Origin of the sequence: Pseudomonas sp. 5P_3.1_Bac2 (assembly GCF_025465995.1) — a bacterium.
Taxonomy (GTDB): Bacteria; Pseudomonadota; Gammaproteobacteria; order Pseudomonadales; family Pseudomonadaceae; genus Aquipseudomonas.
In genome coordinates this window covers 417191-437114 of record NZ_JANLNY010000023.1, presented here as the reverse complement: position 1 = coordinate 437114, position 19924 = coordinate 417191, and the positions used below count along the sequence as shown (strand labels likewise).

19 protein-coding genes and 1 riboswitch are annotated in these 19924 nt (G+C 61.0%); of the genes, 9 read left to right on the top strand and 10 right to left on the bottom strand.

Annotated features, from left to right (window positions below):
* The first annotated feature begins 115 nt into the window (after window positions 1-115).
* From NTD81_RS15060 to trmB, 4 genes are all read left to right on the top strand, one after another.
* A complete protein-coding gene (locus tag NTD81_RS15060; RefSeq protein WP_262183430.1) occupies window positions 116-487 on the top strand; it encodes a DUF423 domain-containing protein in 372 nt (123 codons plus the stop codon).
* A gap of 81 nt (window positions 488-568) precedes the next feature.
* Window positions 569-769: a sulfur carrier protein ThiS gene (thiS, locus tag NTD81_RS15055; RefSeq protein WP_262183429.1), complete on the top strand. Its 201-nt coding sequence runs from the start codon at window positions 569-571 to the stop codon at window positions 767-769.
* A 46-nt stretch (window positions 770-815) separates the two neighbouring features.
* A complete protein-coding gene (locus NTD81_RS15050) occupies window positions 816-1610 on the top strand; it encodes a thiazole synthase (protein ID WP_262183428.1) in 795 nt (264 codons plus the stop codon).
* A gap of 10 nt (window positions 1611-1620) precedes the next feature.
* Window positions 1621-2340: a tRNA (guanosine(46)-N7)-methyltransferase TrmB gene (trmB, locus tag NTD81_RS15045; protein ID WP_262183427.1), complete on the top strand. Its 720-nt coding sequence runs from the start codon at window positions 1621-1623 to the stop codon at window positions 2338-2340.
* Between the two features lie 26 nt (window positions 2341-2366).
* On the opposite strand, the gene NTD81_RS15040 is transcribed toward trmB, so the two are convergent.
* Together NTD81_RS15040 and NTD81_RS15035 are read right to left on the bottom strand one after the other, a co-directional pair.
* A complete protein-coding gene (locus tag NTD81_RS15040; protein ID WP_262183426.1) occupies window positions 2367-3086 on the bottom strand; it encodes a 16S rRNA (uracil(1498)-N(3))-methyltransferase in 720 nt (239 codons plus the stop codon).
* A gap of 66 nt (window positions 3087-3152) precedes the next feature.
* Window positions 3153-4559, bottom strand: a complete 1407-nt coding sequence (locus NTD81_RS15035; protein WP_262183425.1) for an adenosylmethionine--8-amino-7-oxononanoate transaminase — start codon at window positions 4557-4559, stop codon at window positions 3153-3155.
* 292 nt (window positions 4560-4851) lie between these two features.
* Between NTD81_RS15035 and NTD81_RS15030 the strand changes: the two genes are divergently transcribed.
* Window positions 4852-5397: a cytochrome b gene (locus NTD81_RS15030; RefSeq protein ID WP_262183424.1), complete on the top strand. Its 546-nt coding sequence runs from the start codon at window positions 4852-4854 to the stop codon at window positions 5395-5397.
* Between the two features lie 65 nt (window positions 5398-5462).
* Complete coding sequence (locus NTD81_RS15025) at window positions 5463-6041, top strand: YceI family protein (RefSeq protein ID WP_262183423.1); 579 nt, start codon at window positions 5463-5465, stop codon at window positions 6039-6041.
* 71 nt (window positions 6042-6112) lie between these two features.
* Here the strand turns inward: NTD81_RS15025 and NTD81_RS15020 are convergent, their stop codons facing one another.
* The 4 genes from NTD81_RS15020 to ahcY all read right to left on the bottom strand — a co-directional run bounded on the left by NTD81_RS15020 (window position 6113) and on the right by ahcY (window position 12166).
* Window positions 6113-7990 (bottom strand): DEAD/DEAH box helicase, encoded by a 1878-nt coding sequence (locus NTD81_RS15020; RefSeq protein WP_262183422.1) that lies wholly within the window; start codon window positions 7988-7990, stop codon window positions 6113-6115.
* Between the two features lie 286 nt (window positions 7991-8276).
* Complete coding sequence (gene ppnN, locus NTD81_RS15015) at window positions 8277-9650, bottom strand: nucleotide 5'-monophosphate nucleosidase PpnN (RefSeq protein ID WP_262183421.1); 1374 nt, start codon at window positions 9648-9650, stop codon at window positions 8277-8279.
* 174 nt (window positions 9651-9824) lie between these two features.
* Entirely contained in the window at window positions 9825-10670 is an 846-nt protein-coding gene (gene metF, locus NTD81_RS15010; RefSeq protein WP_262183420.1) for a methylenetetrahydrofolate reductase [NAD(P)H], read from the bottom strand.
* 89 nt (window positions 10671-10759) lie between these two features.
* Window positions 10760-12166, bottom strand: a complete 1407-nt coding sequence (ahcY, locus tag NTD81_RS15005) for an adenosylhomocysteinase (RefSeq protein ID WP_262183419.1) — start codon at window positions 12164-12166, stop codon at window positions 10760-10762.
* 8 nt (window positions 12167-12174) lie between these two features.
* A riboswitch (S-adenosyl-L-homocysteine riboswitch) is annotated at window positions 12175-12301 on the bottom strand.
* A gap of 311 nt (window positions 12302-12612) precedes the next feature.
* Here ahcY and NTD81_RS15000 point away from each other — a divergent pair.
* Together NTD81_RS15000 and NTD81_RS14995 are read left to right on the top strand one after the other, a co-directional pair.
* Window positions 12613-12999: an MAPEG family protein gene (locus NTD81_RS15000; RefSeq protein ID WP_262183418.1), complete on the top strand. Its 387-nt coding sequence runs from the start codon at window positions 12613-12615 to the stop codon at window positions 12997-12999.
* Between the two features lie 113 nt (window positions 13000-13112).
* Entirely contained in the window at window positions 13113-13562 is a 450-nt protein-coding gene (locus NTD81_RS14995; RefSeq protein WP_262183417.1) for a c-type cytochrome, read from the top strand.
* 3 nt (window positions 13563-13565) lie between these two features.
* On the opposite strand, the gene ligB is transcribed toward NTD81_RS14995, so the two are convergent.
* The 4 genes from ligB to NTD81_RS14975 form a co-directional block, all read right to left on the bottom strand.
* On the bottom strand, window positions 13566-15224 hold the full coding sequence (gene ligB / locus NTD81_RS14990; protein ID WP_262183416.1) for an NAD-dependent DNA ligase LigB: 1659 nt from the start codon (window positions 15222-15224) through the stop codon (window positions 13566-13568).
* A 180-nt stretch (window positions 15225-15404) separates the two neighbouring features.
* Window positions 15405-16595, bottom strand: coding sequence for a methionine adenosyltransferase (metK, locus tag NTD81_RS14985; RefSeq protein ID WP_262183415.1), 1191 nt, complete (start codon window positions 16593-16595; stop codon window positions 15405-15407).
* Entirely contained in the window at window positions 16592-17623 is a 1032-nt protein-coding gene (locus NTD81_RS14980; protein ID WP_262183414.1) for an ArsR/SmtB family transcription factor, read from the bottom strand. Before NTD81_RS14980 ends, metK begins: the two co-directional genes overlap by 4 nt.
* A 65-nt stretch (window positions 17624-17688) precedes the next feature.
* Entirely contained in the window at window positions 17689-18570 is an 882-nt protein-coding gene (locus NTD81_RS14975; RefSeq protein ID WP_262183413.1) for a LysR family transcriptional regulator, read from the bottom strand.
* A 108-nt stretch (window positions 18571-18678) separates the two neighbouring features.
* Between NTD81_RS14975 and NTD81_RS14970 the strand changes: the two genes are divergently transcribed.
* A complete protein-coding gene (locus NTD81_RS14970) occupies window positions 18679-19830 on the top strand; it encodes a TDT family transporter (RefSeq protein WP_262183412.1) in 1152 nt (383 codons plus the stop codon).
* Window positions 19831-19924: the final 94 nt, after the last annotated feature.

Below are 19924 nucleotides of genomic sequence, written 5' to 3'. Positions count from 1 at the left end.
GGATTTCTTGGCGGTGGGGGGATTGTCGGCCATTATAGCCAGCCTCGCTGGGGGATGAGCGGTAAACTGCGGCACTCCCCAAGCATCTGCGGATATTAAATAAGTGGAGCTGCCCATGTCCCGTTTATGGTTATTGTTGGCCGCGCTCGCCGGTTTTACTGGCGTGGCTCTGGGAGCGTTCGGCGCCCACGGCCTTAAAGGTCAGATCAGCCCGGAGTATCTGGCGATTTTCCAAACGGCCACCCAATACCAACTGCTGCATGCCTTGGCCTTGCTTGGCGTCAGCCTGCTGGCGGCGCAGCGGCCGCGGCGTTTGCTGATCGGCGCCGGTGCCTTGTTCAGCCTCGGCATTGTTTTGTTCTGCGGCAGTTTGTATGGGCTGACCCTGACCGGCACGCGCAGTTTGGGCATGGTCACGCCCGTCGGCGGGCTGTGCTTGATGCTCGGTTGGCTGAGCTTGGCCCTGTGTGCTCTCAAGCACCGCTAAGTCCGGCCAGCCCTTGAGCCTTGGTCGCTGGCGGTGATCAGGCTAGAATGCCGGCCCTTTCCCATTAATGACTAAACCGTCATGCAAATTCAGTTAAACGGTGCGCCCTTTGAACTGGCCGACGGCGCGAACGTGGCGGCGCTGATTGAAGCCCTGGAGCTGAGCGGGCGGCGTATCGCCGTTGAGCTCAATCAGGACATCGTGCCGCGCAGTCAGCATGCCAGCACCGTCTTACGCGAAGGTGATCAGGTGGAAGTGGTACACGCCATCGGCGGCGGTTAAGTCCTGCCCGCGTCCCACCTGCCTGCCCATATATAGAGGATCTACCATGAGCCACCTGCCCAGCGACAAGCCCTTTACCCTGGCTGGCCGTACCTATCAATCGCGCCTGCTGGTCGGCACCGGCAAGTACAAGGATCTCGAAGAGACCCGCCTGGCCATCGAGGCATCCGGCGCCGAGATCGTCACCGTGGCGGTGCGTCGTACCAACATCGGCCAGAACCCCGGCGAGCCGAATTTGCTCGATGTGATCAGCCCCGAGCGCTACACCATCCTGCCGAACACTGCCGGTTGCTACGACGCGGTTGAAGCGGTGCGCACCTGCCGTCTGGCCCGTGAGCTGCTGGACGGGCACAAGCTGGTCAAGTTGGAAGTACTGGCCGATCAGAAGACCCTGTTCCCCAACGTGATCGAAACCCTCAAGGCCGCTGAAGTGCTGGTCAAAGATGGCTTCGACGTGATGGTCTACACCAGCGATGACCCGATCATCGCCCGCGAACTGGCGGCCATGGGCTGCATCGCGGTCATGCCGCTGGCCGGCTTGATCGGCACCGGTTTGGGCATCTGCAACCCGTATAACCTGCGCATCATCCTCGAAGAAGCTACGGTGCCGGTATTGGTCGATGCCGGGGTGGGGACGGCTTCCGATGCCACCATCGCCATGGAGCTGGGCTGCGAGGCGGTGCTGATGAACAGCGCCATCGCCCATGCGCAAAATCCGATCCTGATGGGTGAAGCCATGAAGCACGCGATCATTGCCGGGCGCATGGCCTATCTGGCCGGGCGTATGCCGAAGAAACTCTATGCCAGCGCCTCGTCGCCGCTGGATGGCCTGATTAAGTAACGAGCACTCCATGACTGATCTACCCGAGCAGCCCGACGCGGCTGTGGATACCTCCAAACACCGCACCATCAAGAGCTTTGTGATGCGTGCCGGACGCATGACCGAAGGCCAGCAGCGTGGCCTCGACTTGGGCATGGCAAAGTTCGCCTTAAAGCTCGAAGACGGCTTGCAGGACTTTGACCAGGTGTTTGGCCGCAGCGCCCCGCGCACTTTCGAGATCGGTTTTGGCATGGGCCATTCGACCTTGGAAATGGCGGCGGCGGCGCCTGAGCAAGACTTCATCGGCGTCGAAGTACATCGCCCAGGCGTCGGTGCGCTGCTTAATGGCGTGATGACGCAGAACCTGAGCAATGTGCGGATTTACAGCTGCGATGCCTTGGAAGTGCTGCGTGACTGCGTGGCCGATGCCAGCTTGGATCGCGTGCTGCTGTTCTTCCCCGATCCGTGGCACAAGGCGCGTCACCATAAGCGCCGGATCGTCCAGGCGTCCTTTGCTGAGCTGGTGCGCAGCAAGCTCAAGGTCGATGGCGTGCTGCATATGGCCACCGATTGGCAGCCCTATGCCGAGTACATGCTGGAAGTGCTGAGCGCGGCGCCGGGTTATCAGAACCTCGCCGCCGATGTCCAGTACGTGCCGCGTCCAGAAGAGCGGCCGGTGACTAAGTTCGAGCGCCGTGGCGAGCGCTTAGGGCATGGCGTGTGGGATTTGAAATTCCAGCGCAGCGAGTAAGCGCAACTGATCAACTGTGGCGCGGCTTAAAAGTCGCCCCACAGTTGCTGGGCCACGCTAAGCGCCACCACTGGCGCCGTTTCAGTGCGTAGCACCCGTGGCCCCAAGCGGGCCCCATGAAAACCCTGGGCCTTAGCAAGCGCCACTTCCTTATCGCTTAAGCCACCTTCCGGGCCAATCAACATGGCCAGGCTGCTTGGCTGTGGGTGGCTGGCCCAAGGTTCGGCCACCGGATGCAGCACCAGCTTAAGGTCGGCGCTGGTTTGTTTAAGCCAGTCGTCCAAGCTGATTGGCGGGTTAATGATCGGCAGCACCGAGCGACCGCACTGTTCGCAGGCGCTGATCGCGATCTGGCGCCAGTGGGCCAGGCGTTTGTCGGCGCGCTCGTCTTTTAAGCGCACTTCGCAGCGCTCGCTGATGATCAGGCTGATTTCATTGGCGCCCAGCTCGGTGGCCTTTTGAATCGCCCAGTCCATGCGCTCGCCACGGGACAGACCTTGCCCCAAGTGGATCTGCAGCGGCGATTCGGGCTGGCCGGCAAAGGCTTCGCGCAGCTCGACACGCACGTTCTTTTTACCCACCTCGATCAGCTCGCCCAAGTATTCCTGGCCGCTGCCATCAAACAATTGCACCGCATCGCCTGCGCTATGCCGCAGCACGCGGCCGATGTAATGCGCCTGGGCTTCGGGCAGTTCGTGTTGGCCAAGGCTCAGGGGGGCGTCGATAAAAAAGCGGGACAGTCTCATGGCAATTCTCTGTGGTGCTAAGCGCTTAAATCATGTGCACAGGCCCGCGTGCGGCGGGCGCTGGGTTTAGCCCGGATCGCGAAAACCGGGGTGCAGGCCGGGATTAACGGCCACGCTGACGTGGCTGCGGGTGGCCAGGTCAATGCCTTCACTGGCGACCTCGGCGAGGAAGTCGATCTGCTGCGCTGTGATCACATAGGGCGGCAGCAAGTACACCACGTTGCCCAGCGGGCGCAGCAGCGCGCCGCGTTCCAGCGCGTGCTGATAGACCTTAAGGCCACGGCGCTCCTGCCACGGGTAGGCGGTCTTGCTGGCTTTGTCCTGGACCATTTCCACGGCCAGGGCCATGCCGGTCTGGCGCACTTCAGCAACGTGCGGATGCTCAGCCAGATGGGCGAAGGCCTGGCCCATGTGGGTCGCCAGGGCGCGGTTGGCATTGATCACGTCGTCCTGCTCGAAGATATCCAAGGTCGCCAACGCCGCCGCACAGGCCAGCGGGTTGCCGGTGTAGCTGTGGGAGTGGAGGAAGGCGCGCAGGGTCGGGTAATCGTCGTAGAACGCCTGATAGACCTTATCGGTGGTCAGGCACGCCGCCAGCGGTAGATAACCGCCGGTAAGGGCCTTGGACAGGCAGAGGAAGTCCGGGCGGATGCCGGCTTGTTCGCAGGCAAACATGCTGCCGGTGCGGCCAAAGCCGACGGCGATTTCATCGTGGATCAGGTGCACGTTGTGGCGGTCGCAGGCTTCGCGCAGCAGCTTGAGGTACAGCGGATGGTACATGCGCATGCCGCCGGCGCCTTGGATCAGCGGCTCGACAATCACCGCTGCCACTTCATGGCCGTGCTCGGCCAGAGCTTGCTCCATATGGGCGAACATGGCGCGGGAGTGTTCCTCCCAGCTCGCGCCTTCGGGGCGCAGATAGCAGTCCGGGCTCGGCACCTTGATGGTGTCCAGCAACAGGGCTTTGTAGGTGTCGGTGAAGAGCCCGACATCGCCCACCGACATCGCCGCGATGGTCTCGCCGTGGTAGCTGTTGGTCAGGGTGATAAAGCGTTTCTTCTGCCCTTGGCCGACGTTGAGCCAGTAGTGGTAGCTCATCTTCAGCGCCACTTCGATGCAGGACGAGCCGTTGTCGGCGTAGAACACCCGGTCGAGGCCCGCCGGGGTGAGCTTGACCAGACGCTCGGACAGCTCGATCACGGGTTGATGGCTGAAGCCGGCGAGAATCACGTGCTCCAGTTGATCGACCTGATCCTTGATGCGTTGGTTAATCCGTGGATTGGCGTGGCCAAACACATTCACCCACCAAGAGCTGACCGCATCCAGATAACGCTTGCCGTCGAAGTCTTCTAGCCACACGCCCTCACCGCGCTTGATCGGCACCAGTGGCAGGTGTTCGTGATCTTTCATCTGCGTGCAGGGGTGCCACAGCACCTCAAGATCGCGGCGCATCCAGTGGTCGTTAAGGCTCATGCTCGACTCTCTATCGGTAACGGCTTTAGCAATGCCGGTGCTGGCAGTGGTGACTCAGTTAGGCCTGGGGCGGCTGGCCGCTAGGCAGGGTCGCTAAGCCTAGCAGAACTGAGGCGCGCAGAGGCTGCCAAGGGCTGTTCTGAGCGTTCACAGGTCATCGGTCACAAAACCTACTGTCTTACAGTTACATCATGTATATCGATTGGTTCTAGCGAAATTTCTGAGCAAACGTTGATAGGTTTGTTGTTAGGCTGCATAACTTCGCTCTTAATTTGCCCCTGGAGTCAGGCTTATGCGTTGGCGTAATTCCCCGTCCCATTACGGTTCGGTCAGCATCCTGATGCACTGGCTGGTGGCCGTTGTGGTGTTTGGTTTATTCGGTCTGGGCTATTGGATGGTCGGGCTGGATTACTACAGCCCGTGGTACCAAACCGCACCGGACCTGCATAAAAGCATTGGGCTGTTGTTGTTTGCCTTGATGCTGTTGCGCGTGCTGTGGCGCTTGAGCAACCCGACGCCGGCCAGCTTGCCCAATCACGGTGCCTTGACCCGTTTGGGCAGCAAGTTGGGTCACGCCTTTTTGTATCTGGGCCTATTTGTGCTGATGCTGTCCGGCTACCTGATTTCTACTGCCGAAGGCCGTGGGGTTGAGGTGTTTGGCTGGTTCGCCGTGCCGGCCAGTATTACCAGCATTCCTGAACAAGCGGATGTTGCCGGGCTGGTGCACAAATACCTGGCTTGGGCCTTGGTGATCTTTGCCGGCTTGCATGGTCTGGCTGCGCTTAAGCACCACTTCATCGATAAAGACCGGACCTTGCTGCGCATGTTCGGTGGCTGATCGCACAGTGTTGTAATTACAGCTGGGTTAACCAGCTGATCTAACTTTAATAAGGAGAGTAAGCCATGTTGAAAAAGACACTCGTTGCACTAGCCCTTGGTGGTGCGTTGATGGGCGCAGGCCAAGTAATGGCCGCCGATTACAATATCGACAAACCAGGTCAGCATGCCTTCGTTAACTTCCGCATCAGCCACTTGGGCTACAGCTGGCTGTACGGGACCTTCAAAGATTTCGATGGCACCTTCAGCTTCGATCCAGCCAAGCCTGAAGCGAGCAAAGTGCACGTCACCCTGAAAACCGCCAGTGTGGACACCAACCACGCCGAGCGTGACAAGCACATCCGCAGCGAAGAGCTGCTCAACACCAGCAAAAACCCGACTGCGACCTTTACCTCCACTGCGGTCAAATCCACCGGTGAAGGCACTGCCGACATCACTGGCGATCTGACCCTTAACGGTGTGACCAAGCCAGTTGTTATCGCGGCCAAGTTCATTGGTGAAGGTAAAGACCCATGGGGCGGCTACCGCGCCGGCTTTGAAGGCACCACCAAGATCAAGCTGAAGGACTTCAATATCCTCCGTGATCTCGGCCCGGCTTCCCAAGAAGCTGAGCTGGTGCTGTCGGTAGAAGGCGTGCGTCAGTAAGTCCATCCGGCTGACGCCTGCTTAAACAACAACGCCGCCCATTGGGCGGCGTTGTTGTTTGGGCTTAAGTCTTACGACTCGTCGCGGTTGCGCGTCAGCAGGGCGGGTTTTTCGCCCCGTGGACGGGCTGTGCTGGCCAGTTCATCAAGCTGCTCAGGCGTCGGGAAACGATCCAGGCGCGAGCCTTTGTGCATGATCACCGGCTGCTTGTCACGGGCTGGCTTAGCGACGCCTTCTTGGCGTGGCAGCTCGTCACGATGCAGCGACGTGGTGCGGTTGTCCCGTGGCGGACGGGCCGCCCGTGGCGCGCCGTTGCGGCCTTGGCCCGCTTGGCCAGTGCCCTGGCGACGACCTTGGACACCGCTACCAGCGCCGGCGCCATTGCTGCGTGGTGCACCTTTGTTGGCACGTGGTGCTTGGCTTGGCGCTGCGCCAGTGGCCGGGCGGCGGCCACGGTTGTTCTGCTTGTTCTGCACCGGGCTTACGTAATCCACGCGGTTGCCGAAGTTATCGATTTCGTCGTCGCGGAATTCATCCGGCGCGCGATCTGGCGGCAGTGCCGGGATGGCCGGGGCGGCGCTGCGCGCTGGGCCACGGGACTGCTGCTGGCGGCCACCTTGGGGCTTGGCGGCGCGATTGTTATCGCGGCTGCCTTCTTTCTTCTCGCGGCCTTCACGGCCTTCGCGATTGTCGCGGCGAGCGTTGTTGTTCTTGCGTTCGCCTTCGATTTTGGCTTTAGCTGGGCGTGGCTGACGCGGCTTCTGCGGCTCACGCACTTCCGGGCGCTCAGCTTCAACGGCGCTGGCATCGAAGCCGAGCAGATCACCGTCAGGGATTTTCTGCTTGGTCATGCGCTCGATGCTTTTCAGCAGTTTTTCTTCATCCGGGGCGACCAGCGAGATCGCCTCGCCGTTACGCCCGGCACGACCGGTACGGCCGATGCGGTGCACGTAATCTTCTTCGACGTTAGGCAGCTCAAAGTTGACCACATGGGGCAGTTGGTCGATATCCAGACCGCGGGCGGCGATATCGGTGGCGACCAGGATGCGCACCTTGTTCGCCTTGAAATCGGCCAGCGCTTTAGTGCGCGCGTTCTGGCTCTTGTTGCCGTGGATCGCCACTGCCGGCAGGCCGTGTTTATCCAGGTACTCAGCCAAACGGTTGGCACCGTGTTTAGTGCGGGTAAACACCAGCACCTGCTCCCACGCACCAGCGGTGATCAAGTGGGCGAGCAGGGCACGTTTGTGGCTGGCTTGCAGACGGAATACCCGTTGCTCGATGCGCTCAACCGTGGTGTTCGGCGGCGTCACTTCGATGCGCTCGGGGTTGTGCAGCAGCTTGCCGGCGAGGTCGGTGATGTCCTTGGAGAAGGTCGCCGAGAACAGCAGGTTCTGGCGCTGTGTCGGCAGCTTGGCGAGGACCTTCTTCACGTCATGGATAAAGCCCATGTCGAGCATGCGGTCGGCTTCGTCGAGGACCAAGATTTCCACGTGGGACAGGTCGATGGCGCGCTGGTTGGCCAGGTCAAGCAGACGGCCGGGGCAGGCCACCAACACGTCGACGCCCTTGGACAGGGCTTGAATCTGCGGATTCATACCAACGCCGCCGAAGATGCAGGCGCTGACAAAAGGCAAATCGCGGGCATACAGCTTGAAGCTGTCGTGCACCTGAGCGGCCAGTTCGCGGGTCGGGGTCAACACCAATACGCGCGGCTGCTTGGCCGAGTGACGCTGGGCGCGATCCGGCTGACCGTTAGGGAACAGTCGCTCAAGGATCGGCAGGGCAAAACCGCCCGTCTTACCTGTACCCGTCTGGGCTGCAACCATCAGGTCACGGCCTTGCAACGCGGCGGGAATAGCCCGCTGTTGCACCGGAGTGGGTTGGGTGTAGCCGGCATCTTCAACAGCACGGACTAAAGCCTCGGAGAGACCGAGGGAGGCAAAGGACATGTGTAATCCTGTCTAGTGAGGGCGCAGCCCTATGGTGTATTGCCTGACTTGAATCACACTTGGGGAGTGCGATCCCGTCCGGTACTGCTGGCCTCTGGGGACAGCATCCGGGCGCAAGCCTGGCGGGAAGGCCCGAGTATAACAGAGCGAAGGGCCCGTGAATGTGTGACTGGTTAAGGTTTTTTCCAGCGCGACGGATGGCAAAGCCAAGCGCCGCGCGGTGGATAGTCCGTTTAGTCTGGTCGGCCGAGGATAAGTTCCGCACCCCTGACCGCCCCCCAACAGGTTATTTCACCACCTTATAACAAGGCACATAGGCGACGTTATCCGGCAGTTTCATGCGGTGTTGCTCGACGAAAGCCTGCAACAGTAAATCCAGCTGCTGCATGATCTGCGGGTCGCCGGAAATCTGATACGGGCCGTTTTGCTCGATCAAGCGGATGCCGTTTTCTTTAACGTTGCCGGCGACAATCCCGGAGAACGCCCGGCGCAAATTGGCCGCCAACTCATGCACCGGCTGTTCGCGGGTCAGGTTGAGGCTGGCCATGTTGGCGTGGGTCGGCTCGAACGGATGCTGGAAGCTTTCGTCGATTTTCAGCAGCCAGTTAAAGTGGAACGCATCATTGTGCTGACGGCGGAACTCGGTGACTGACTTCACCCCGGCAGACATTTGCTGAGCCACTTTGACCGGGTCATCGATAATGATTTGATAGCGCTGCTGCGCCACCTGGCCCAAGGTCGCGCCGATAAATTCGTGCAACTGCTCCAGATAATTGGCCGCGCTGCGCGGGCCGGTGAGCAGCAACGGGAAGGGGATATCCTGGTTGGCTGGGTGGGTCAGGATGCCCAGCAGATATAGCAGTTCTTCCGCCGTGCCGGCGCCGCCGGGGAAGATGATGATGCCGTGGCCGACGCGCACGAAAGCTTCTAGGCGCTTCTCGATATCCGGGAGGATGACCAGCTCATTGACGATCGGGTTCGGCGCCTCAGCGGCGATGATGCCCGGCTCCGTCAGGCCCAGGTAGCGGGCCTGCTGATAGCGTTGTTTAGCGTGGGCGATGGTCGCGCCTTTCATCGGCGCCTTCATCACGCCCGGGCCACAGCCGGTGCAGATATCCAAGCCGCGCAGGCCCAGTTCGTGGCCGGCCTTCTTGGCGTACTTGTATTCTTCGCTGCTGATCGAGTGGCCACCCCAGCACACCACCATTTTCGGTTCGGCACCGGGGCGCAAGGTTTTGGCGTTACGCAGCAGGTGGAAGACGTAGTCGGTAATACCTTCAGAGCTGCTGAAGTCGACGCGCTGGTTCTCCAGCTCGCTCTGGGTGTAGACGATATCGCGCAGGGCGCTGAAGAGCATTTCGCGGGTGCTGGAAATCATCACGCCGTCGACAAAGGCATCGGCCGGGGCGTTGATCAGTTGCAGGCGGATGCCGCGATCTTGCTGCTGAATCTGAATATCGAAATTGGGGTAGGCCTCGACGATGGTCTTGGCGTTATCGCTTTGCGAGCCGGTATTGAGGATGGCCAAAGCACATTGGCGAAACAGCTTGTACACGTTGCCCGAGCCGGTCTCGCGCAGCTGCTGGACTTCCCGCTGGGAAAGGGTTTCCAGGCTGCCTTTGGGGTTGACGATGGCATTGGTGGTTTTGCGTGCGGCCACTGCGGCGTTCCCTGATCTACGGCGTAGGCCATGCTTGGCCAGGCGCTGACTAAAAGTATGGTCGTACTTGCGATTTATGCAGAAGAGCGGATTTAGAGGGCAAGACCCTCGCGACAGTTCAATTGCTGAATGCCGCAGTTGCCAACCCCGGTTGGGGTTGGCAGTACCTAGGGCTTAGCGCGGCAACTGGAGGTTATTCCAGATCGCCAGGCTCGCTTCGGCTTGGTTCAGCGTATAGAAATGCAGGCCCGGTGCGCCGCCTTGCAGCAGTTGCTCGCACATGCGGGTGATCATCTCGGTGCCGAACTGCTGGATGCTGTCGATATCGTCACCGTAGGCTTCCAGTTGTTTGCGCACCCAGCGTGGCAGCTCAGCGCCGCAGGCGTCGGAGAAGCGCGCCAGCTTGCTGTAGTTGGTGATCGGCATGATGCCCGGCACGATCGGCAGATCCACGCCCAACTTGCGCACGCGCTCGACAAAGTAGAAGTAGCTGTCGGCGTTGAAGAAGTATTGGGTGATAGCGCTGTCGGCGCCGGCCTTGGCCTTGCGCACGAAGTTGGCGATATCGTCCTCGAAGTTACGTGCCTGCGGATGCATCTCCGGGTAGGCGGCAATTTCGATATGGAAGTGATCGGCGGTTTCTTCGCGAATAAAGCTCACCAGCTCGTTGGCGTAGCGCAGCTCGCCGCTGGCCATGCCCATGCCCGATGGCAGGTCACCGCGCAGGGCGACGATGCGCTTGATGCCGGCATCTTTGTACAGGTTGAGCAGCTCACGCAGCTCGGCTTTGCTGTCGCCCACACAGGACAAGTGCGGTGCGGTGGGCACCTTCACTTCGCCGTCGAGCTGCAGCACGGTGTTGAGGGTACGGTCGCGGGTCGAACCACCGGCACCATAGGTGCAGGAAAAGAAGCTCGGTTGGTAAGTCGCCAGTTGGCGCGCGACATTCAACAGTTTTTCGTGGCCGGCTTCGGTCTTGGTGGGGAAGAACTCGAAGCTGTAACGCCGTTCTTGAGACATAAGACAATTCCGTAAGGTGGGCCTGGCGCAGGGCCGGCCCGCCGTAGTACTCAATGGGTTGGCCGGTTACGGCCAACCCAGCCGCGTCATTAGTAGCGGTAAGCGTGTGGCTTGAACGGACCTTCAACCGCCACGCCGATGTAGTCGGCCTGGGTCTTGGTCAGTTGGGTCACGACGCCGCCGAAGCCCTTAACCATTTCCAGAGCCACTTCTTCGTCGAGTTTCTTCGGCAGCACTTCTACGGTCAGGCGCTCGGCTTGTTTGTCAGCCGAGAGGTCAGCGAACTTCTGCTCGAACAGGAAGATCTGCGCCAGCACTTGGTTGGCGAACGAGCCATCCATGATGCGGCTTGGGTGGCCAGTGGCGTTGCCCAGGTTCACCAGACGGCCTTCCGCCAGCAGGATCAGGTAGTCGTCGTTCTGTGGATCGAAGCTGCCAGCGCCGGTGCGGTGGATCTTGTGCACCTGTGGTTTAACTTCTTCCCATGCCCAGTTTTTGCGCATGAAAGCGGTGTCGATTTCATTGTCGAAGTGGCCGATGTTGCACACCACCGCGCGCTTTTTCAGGGCTTTGAGCATGTTGGCATCGCACACATTGACGTTGCCGGTGGTGGTCACGATCAGGTCGATCTTGCCCAGCAGGGCGGCGTCGATGCTGGCGGCGCTGCCGTCGTTAACACCATTGATAAACGGCGACACCACTTCGAAACCGTCCATGCAGGCTTGCATAGCGCAGATGGGGTCGACTTCGGACACCTTAACGATCATGCCTTCCTGACGCAGCGACTGCGCCGAGCCTTTGCCCACGTCACCGTAACCGATGACCAGTGCTTGCTTGCCCGACAGCAGGTGGTCGGTGCCGCGCTTGATGGCGTCGTTCAAGCTGTGACGGCAACCGTATTTGTTGTCGTTTTTGCTCTTGGTGACGGAGTCGTTAACGTTGATCGCCGGGATCTTCAGCTCGCCTTTGGCCAGCATGTCCAGCAGGCGGTGCACGCCAGTGGTGGTTTCCTCGGTCACGCCGTGGATTTTGCTGAGCATTTGCGGGTATTTCTTATGCAGGATTTCGGTCAGGTCGCCGCCGTCGTCCAGCACCATGTTGGCGTCCCAAGGCTGACCGTCTTTGAGGATGGTCTGCTCGATGCACCACTCGTATTCGGCTTCGGTTTCGCCTTTCCAGGCAAACACCGGGATGCCGGCCGCCGCGATGGCCGCAGCCGCTTGGTCTTGGGTGGAGAAAATGTTGCAGCTCGACCAGCGCACTTCAGCGCCCAGGGCGATCAGGGTTTCGATCAGCACGCCGGTTTGGATGGTCATGTGGATGCAGCCGAGGATCTTCGCGCCTTTGAGCGGCTGGCTAGCGGCGTACTTACGACGCAGGGCCATCAGCGCCGGCATTTCCGACTCGGCGATGATCAGTTCTTTGCGGCCCCAATCAGCCAGGGAAATATCGGCGACTTTGAAATCGTTAAAAGCAGCGCTCATAAAGCTCTCCATTCGTTGTCTGCGAATGGGCGCCGTTGATGCGTTTGGATAACGCCCCATCCGAGCCTGACAGATCAACCCGCTGGTGGTCACGGCAGGGCCGGACGCAAACTCTGGGATAAACCTGCTGCAGCGCCCCTCGGACAGGTGGCGGGAGTGACCGGGCGGTGCCGGTCACGAAAATCGGTGGCAAGTATAGCCAGCCTCAGGCCTAAGCCCAAGGATTTCCGTCAGGCGCCGGCTATTATCCGGCACCTGACGGGTGCTTTAGTGCTAGGGTTGGTGGCGGCCGCAGCGGCCCTGGGCGCGGCGTAAAGTGCGGTATTGGCTGAGTTTGTCAGCGCTTATTGAGCAGTGTGAACCAAGCAGCAGCTTGTGCCGATGCTTTGCGTACAGTGCCTAGGTGGTTCGTTGAGCCCATAACGTAGACGGCATAAACATAATAATTAGGAGTTGCCATGACCCTTGCCTACTGGTGTGTACTGATCGCGATAATCCTGCCCTATGTAGCCAGCATCACCGCCAAGGCGGTCGGCGGCGGCTTCAGTCCCAAATACAACCATGACCCGCGTGCCAAGCTCGATACGCTCACTGGTATGGCGCGGCGTGCGCACAACGCCCAGCTCAACGGCTTTGAAATCACCCCGGCGTTTGCCGCCGCAGTGATTATCGCCCATCAGATCGGCGTGGCTGGCCAGGCAGTGATTGATCAGATCGCCGTGGCCTTCATCGTCAGTCGCGTGGTTTATTTGCTCTGCTACCTGCTCGATTGGGCCTCGCTGCGTTCATTGGTCTGGATTGTTGGGGTAGGTTTGATCGTTAGCCTGTTTGTGTTGTCTGCCTAAACTTAAGCCAGGCGTGCTGGCTTGCCTGCGGCAAAACACCACGCTTGGCCTTAAGCCTGGGGCTGAGGATACTGTCTGCCCCGGTGTTTCCGTCATTGCTGTCTGAAGGTGTTATGAAGCTTAAAAGCCTGCTCGTACTAGCCACTGTATTGACCCTGACAGCCTGCGGTGGGGTTGATCCCAACTCCCCTGAAGGCCAGCGTCAGGCAATTTTTAAGCAGATGCTTAAGGTCAGCGAAAACCTCGGCGGCATGATCCGTGGGCGCGTGCCATTCAACGCCGATGAGTTCGTGTTGGGAGCCGCCGAGCTGGACAAGCTGGGCCGCACGCCGTGGCAACACTTCCCGCAAGTGCAGGACGACGGGCAAAAGACCCGGGCGAAGGCCGATGTATGGCAGCGCCAAGAGCGCTTCCAACAGCTGGCCAAAGAGCTGGAGGCCAGCACCGCGGCGTTGGTCGTGGCGAGCAAAAGCCAGCCGCTGCAAGCCTCGGCTGTGGCCGCGCCGATCAAGCAAGTGGAAGGCACTTGCAAAGCCTGTCATGAAGAATTCCGCGCGTTCTAAGGCTTAAAAATCGCCGATCTGCGCTTGCTGCAGCTGTTTCAGCAACTCTTGCACCGGCGGGTGGTTAAGCAACTGTTGCAACTGCACCGAGTGGGACCGGCTTAACCCGGCCTGTTGCCATTCATCGCTACTGCTCTGGGCCATTTGCGTCCAAGGCTGCGTGCTGGGCGGCGGCGCAGCGAAGCCCAAGGCACGCCACCAGCTAGCGCTGGGGCGCTGGCGGGCCAGCTGCAAGCTGTGGTGCAACTGTTCGGCTGAACGTGGGCCGAAACCAGGCGTTTGTTGCAGGCGTTCAAGGGGCAGATCCAGCCAGTCCAGCAGGCCTTCGAGATGCTGAGCGTCCAGCAGTTTGTGCCAGGTGCCAGCAGCGACGCCAGGCAAGGCCAGGCCCTGTTTGCCACTGAGCCACACCAGGCGGGCGTGGAACTGGCTGCGGCAGCCCGGCGTGTTACGCCAGCAACTGAAGCGGTGATAGTCCTGCGCTCGCGGGATGCTTAGCGGTTGGCGCACGGGACTGCGCAACAGCACGCCAGTGAACTTAGGGATGGTTTGTCCGGATAGGCCGAGGCTGATCTGATCGCCGGGGCGGATATCCAAGCCTTGCCAGCGCGCCAGTGAGCCGAGGCTCACGCGCCGCACCAGACGGTCGTCCAGCTTAGTGGCGGCTAACTGCAGCACCGGGGTGATGCGCCCGCTGCGGCCAATGCGAAACTCCACCGCTTGTACGAGGGCTACGCTCTGCCGGCTGGGGTACTTCCAGGCTATCGCCCAATGTCCCGGCTCGGCTTGCCAGCGCTCAGGTGGCGGGCGTTGGCCCTGACGCAGCACCACACCGTCGCTGGCAAACGGCAGGGGTTGCTTCAACCAATGCTCGCGCCACCGCTGGGCCTCGCTTAGGTTGTGGATTGGCTGGCTGAATTCTTGGCTGTCACGAAAGCCGAGCTGGCTGAGTTGCGCCAGGCGTTGCGGCATGCTCGTCGGCCCGTCCGGCCACTCCCAAATAAACAGGCCGATGCGGGCGCCATCGGCCTCGCTGAGTTGGCGGCGTTGCAGCAACCCGGCCACTTTGCTGCGTGCGCCCAGGCTGCCTGCTTGTTGTTGGATATGTCCGGGCAGGCGCCAGTACAGCTCGCCTTGCAGGACCGCGCTCAACGCTTGCCCTAGTTGCTTGGGGATGGCGCTGATCTGCCCGGCGGCGCGGGTCCAGTCTTGGCCGCTGCGCCCATCGCCCCGGCTGATCACTTGCTGCAGGCGGCCTGCGCGGTAAATCAGGCTGACTGCCACGCCATCGACCTTGGGCTGAATCCAGAGGTCGCTGCGGCCATTCAACCAACGCTGTACCGCCTGCGCGTCGGCGAGTTTGCTTAGGCCCGTGTGGGCATAGGGATGCGACAGCGGCCCGGCGCTGCTGGCCACAGGTTGCTGCACGGGCAACTCGATACTGGGGAAGCAGGCGCGCCAGTGGGTGAAATTAGCGCTGGCCTGGTCGTACAGGGCGTCGTCCACCAGCGCTTGGCCCTGGCCGTGATAGGCATCGTCCCACTGCTTCAGCTGGGTGCTTAGCTGGTCCAGTTCGCGGCGGGCTTGCTCGATGCTCCAATCCGGGCAATCCGCCCAACATTGCGCGCACATAAATACCAAGCACAGCAGGCTGAGCTTCATCTTGAGCATCCTTGCTCAGGGGCGGGAGGCTGAGCTTAGACGCCGCGCCGGGCTTTGGTGGGCGACCGGTTTGAAGCTTTTGTGAGGTTTTTATGGCGCAGAAAAAACGCCGCGCCCAGTGTGCCGGGCGCGGCGTTTAGTGCTTGCGGCGCCTGCTCGGGGCAGGCGCGAACTGGGGGCTTACAGGCCAGCGGCAGCGCGCAGCTGTTCGGCCTTGTCGGTTTTTTCCCAGGTGAAGGTGGTGAAGCTGTCATCGCCGACGGTCTTCTGCTGCGGAGTACGGCCGAAGTGACCGTAAGCGGCGGTTTCCTGATACATCGGGTGCAGCAGGTCGAGCATCTTGGTGATGGCGTATGGACGCAGGTCGAACACCTCACGCACCAGCTTGATGATCACGTCTTCGGCGACTTTGTTGGTGCCGAAGGTGTTGATCGAGATCGACGTCGGCAGGGCCACGCCGATGGCGTAGGACACCTGAATCTCGCAGCGTTCGGCAAGGCCCGCGGCAACGATGTTCTTGGCCACGTAACGACCGGCGTACGCGGCGGAACGGTCAACCTTGGATGGGTCCTTGCCGGAGAACGCGCCGCCACCGTGACGGGCCATGCCGCCGTAGGAGTCAACGATGATCTTACGGCCAGTCAGGCCGCAATCGCCCACTGGGCCGCCAATGACGAAGTTGCCGGTGGGGTTGATGTGGTACTGGGTGTCTTTGTGCAGCAGCTCAGCCGGCAGCACGTTCTTCACGATCAGCTCCATCACCGCTTCTTTCAGATCGGCCTGGCTGATGTCCGGGTTGTGCTGGGTCGACAGCACCACGGCATCGATCCCGACCACTTTGCCGCCGTCGTAACGGCAGGTGACTTGCGATTTGGCATCCGGGCGCAGCCATGGCAGCAGGCCGGACTTACGCGCTTCTGCTTGGCGCTCAACCAGACGGTGGCTGAACACGATAGGCGCAGGCATCAGGACGTCGGTTTCGTTGCTGGCGTAGCCGAACATCAGGCCCTGGTCGCCGGCGCCTTGGTCTTCTAGCTTGGCGCGGTCGACACCTTGGTTGATGTCCGGGGACTGCTTGCCAATGATGTTGATGATGCCGCAGGTGGCGCCGTCAAAGCCGACGTCGCTGGAGGTGTAGCCGATATCGCAAATCACTTTACGGGTGATTTCTTCCAGGTCGACCCAGGCGCTGGTGGTGACTTCGCCGGAGACGATGGCCACACCGGTTTTCACCATGGTTTCGCAGGCGACGCGGGCGTGTTTGTCCTGGGTGATGATGGCGTCGAGCACGGCATCGGAGATCTGGTCGGCGATCTTGTCGGGATGACCTTCGGATACGGACTCAGAGGTAAAGACTGAATATTCGCTCATCGATCGGATTCCTGTGGTTTTGCGTGTGTTGGAGCCCGTAGGCCAAAGGTTGAAGAAGGTTTAGCAAAGTGCCGTAGTTGAATCTGAAAACCGTTGCGTAGCCCCACGTACAGGCTCTCGCTGGGGGTTAGGCCGGCGGCCGTGGCCCAGCGCGCCAGGTCGTCCTGTTCAAAGCCCAGCCACAGATCGCCGCAGGTTTCCCGGGCCCAGCTCTGATTGTGGCTGCACAACTCACTGAGCAGCAGGCTGCCGCCGGGCTTAAGGCGCTGCGCCAGTTGCTTGAGGGCCTCGGCGGGGGCGGGGAAGTGGTGCAGAACCATGTTCAGCACCATGCAGTCGGCGGCCGGGTAGTCATCTTGCAGGGCATCGGCCAGTTGCAGTTGTACGTTAGTCAGGCCGTCTTGCTGGCAACGCTGTTGGGCCAGCTCGAGCATGGCTGGGCTGTTATCCAGAGCGGTGACCTGAGCGAAGCGCTTAGCCAGTTCAGCGAGGAAGCTGCCATCGCCAGGGCCGATTTCCACGGCGCTGGCGTGCGCGGCAAAGCCTAGGGAGTCGAGCAGGGCCAACAGGCTGTCGCGGTACTGCGGCAGGGCGGCGATCAGGTCTTGCTGGGCCTTGAAGCTGGCGGCGCTGCGGGCGAAGAACTCTTGGCTGGCGGCGGCGCGTTGCTGGTGCACGGCCCCGATGCGTTGTTGCACCTCAGGCGGCAGGCTGAGCTGGTCGATCTCATCCAGCAGGGCTGCCTGCAGGCGGCCGCCGAGCTGGTCTTCAGCGGCTAAGGTACGGCGATAGAAAATCGCATTGCCTTCGCGGCGCGTCGCCACTAAACCGGCTTGGGCCAGCACCTTCAGATGATGGCTGATGCCTGATTGGCCAGTGGCGAAGATCTGCGCCAGCTCCAGAACGCCGAAGGAATCGTTGGTCAGGGCGCGCAAAATGTTCAGGCGCAGGCTGTCGCCGCCAGCTTTGCACAGGGCGGCGAGGGCATCGAATGGCTCGAAAGCCAAGTGGGGGGCGCGCAGGTTCATAGTTTGCGCAGTCTAGACGGGCAAATTTTATCCAGCAATAGCAATATCAAAAAGTTTTGATATTGCTATTGATGCTCTGCGCATAAGGCCAGAAAGCTCGCCGGCGCGGGGCTCAGGCTGGCGCCGAGGCGCCACAGCACATACAGCTCGCGCTCGATCTGCAGGTCAGTGATGGCCAGCCGTTTAAGGCTGCCGTTGGCCAATTCGTGCTGGACAATACGTTGCGACAGCCACGCGATGCCCTGGCCGTCGACCAATAAGCGTTTAAGCGCCTCGGTACTGCCAATCGCCATTTGCGCCCGGGCTTCGAGGCCATGGGCTTGGTAAGCCTGCTCAATGCTATGGCGTGCGCCGGAGCCGGGCTCGCGCATATACAGCGGATAGTCGTGCAGGTCGCGGGCTAGCAAGCGCTTGGCGGCGGCCAGCGGATGGTGCGGCGCCACCACCGGCAGCAGGGCGTCACGGGCGAGCAGGCGGTGTTCGTAGTCGCACTGGGCGAACTGGCCTTCGACAAAGCCGAGGCTGATCAGGCCGTCATCCAGCTGTTGAGTCACCTGGCCGGTATTGCTCACATCCAGATTGATAAACAGCCGGGGATGCTGCTGGCGAAATCGCTGGATCAGTGCCGGCAGCATATAGGCGCCCAAGGTGGCGCTGGCGCCCAGATGCAGTTCGCCGGTCTCCAGATGCGCGAAATCCTGCAGTTCGCGCTCGGCTGCCAGCTCTAGGGCAAAGATGCGCCGGGCATAGTGCTCTAGGCGCGCGCCACCTTCGGTCAGGCGCACTCCACGAGCCTGGCGCTCAAATAGCTGCAGGCCGAAGTGCCCCTCTAGCTCGCGGATCTCGCGGGTTACTGCCGGCTGGCTGATATGCAGTTGCTGCGCCCCGGCGCTGATGCTGCCGGCATCGGCTACGGCGAGAAAGACTTTGAGGTGGTGCAGGTTCATAAACGCCTCACATAAATAAAAGGCATGTTTAGGATGCTAAATATGTATTTTTAATATAGCAGGGCACTGCATAGGCTGGCTTCATTCCCGTATCAATCAGGACTGAACATGAGCAGTTCCCTTATTAGCAGCCGCCTGCCCGAACCCTTAGCCTTTATCCGTCACTTCACCCCCAGTTGGTTTGCCATGACCATGGGCACCGGGGTGCTGGCCCTGGTGATCGCCGATCTGCCTTGGGCCATCCCCGGCTTGCACCGCCTCGGTGAGGCCATCTGGGTGTTGGCGGGGCTGTTGTTCGCGTTATTTAGCCTGCTGTTCACCGCCCGTTTGCTGCTGTTCCCCGACACTATCCAGCCGATGCTGCTGCATCCGGTGCAGTCGATGTTCCTCGGCGCCATTCCCATGGGCTTGGCGATGTGGATCAAAGGGTTGTTGCTGTTCGGCGTGCCGCACTGGGGCGCGGCGGTGTATCCCCTGGCCCATGCCCTGTGGTGGCTGGATGCGGCTCTGGCCTTGGCGGGCGCGTTGTTGGTGCCGTATTTGATGTTCACCCGGCAGAGCCATGCCTTGGATAAGCTCACTGCGGTGTGGCTGCTACCGATTGTCGCGCCTGAGGTGGCGGCGAGCACGGCGGGGGCGCTGGCCATTCATCTGGCGCCGGAATTGGGCCGCCAGTTGTTAGTCGCAGGCTTCGTCTTGTGGGGGCTGTCGCTGTCTCTGGCGTTTTCCCTGATTACCTTGGTCTTGCTGCGTCTGGCCCTGCATAAACTGCCGGATACCGACTTTGCCGCCACCAGTTGGCTGCCGCTGGGCCCCTTGGCCACTGGCTGCTTGGGCTTACTGAGCATGGGCGGGGCGGCGCCCCAGGCCTTTGCCGGCACACCCTTGGCTGAGGCTGCGGCACTGAGCAGTCACCTCGGCTTGATCGGTGGCCTGGCGCTGTGGGGCGCGGGGCTCTGGTGGTTGGTGATCGCCACGCTGTTCACCCGTCGTTATATCCGCGAGCGTATGCGCTTCAACCTGGGCTGGTGGGGCTTTACCTTCCCCTTGGGAGTGTTTGCCCTGGCCACCTTCGAGTTGTTTCATCTCACCGATGTGGGTTTTTTTGCCTGGGCCGGGCTGCTGTTCGCCGTGCAGCTGCTGTTGGTTTGGCTGCTGGTGGCGAGTCGGACCTTGGCCGGGCTCTGGCGTGGTGAGTTGTTTCAGGCGCCGTGTCTGGTTGGGGTCAACAGCGTGGCGATGACGGTATTGAGCAAGTAACGCGGCTGATTTGCCGGCAGATGACTATCTGTCATTGCCCCGCAGGGGTTCGCTGGGCGAAAATGGGCGTCTTTTCGTATTTAGACCCCCGCAG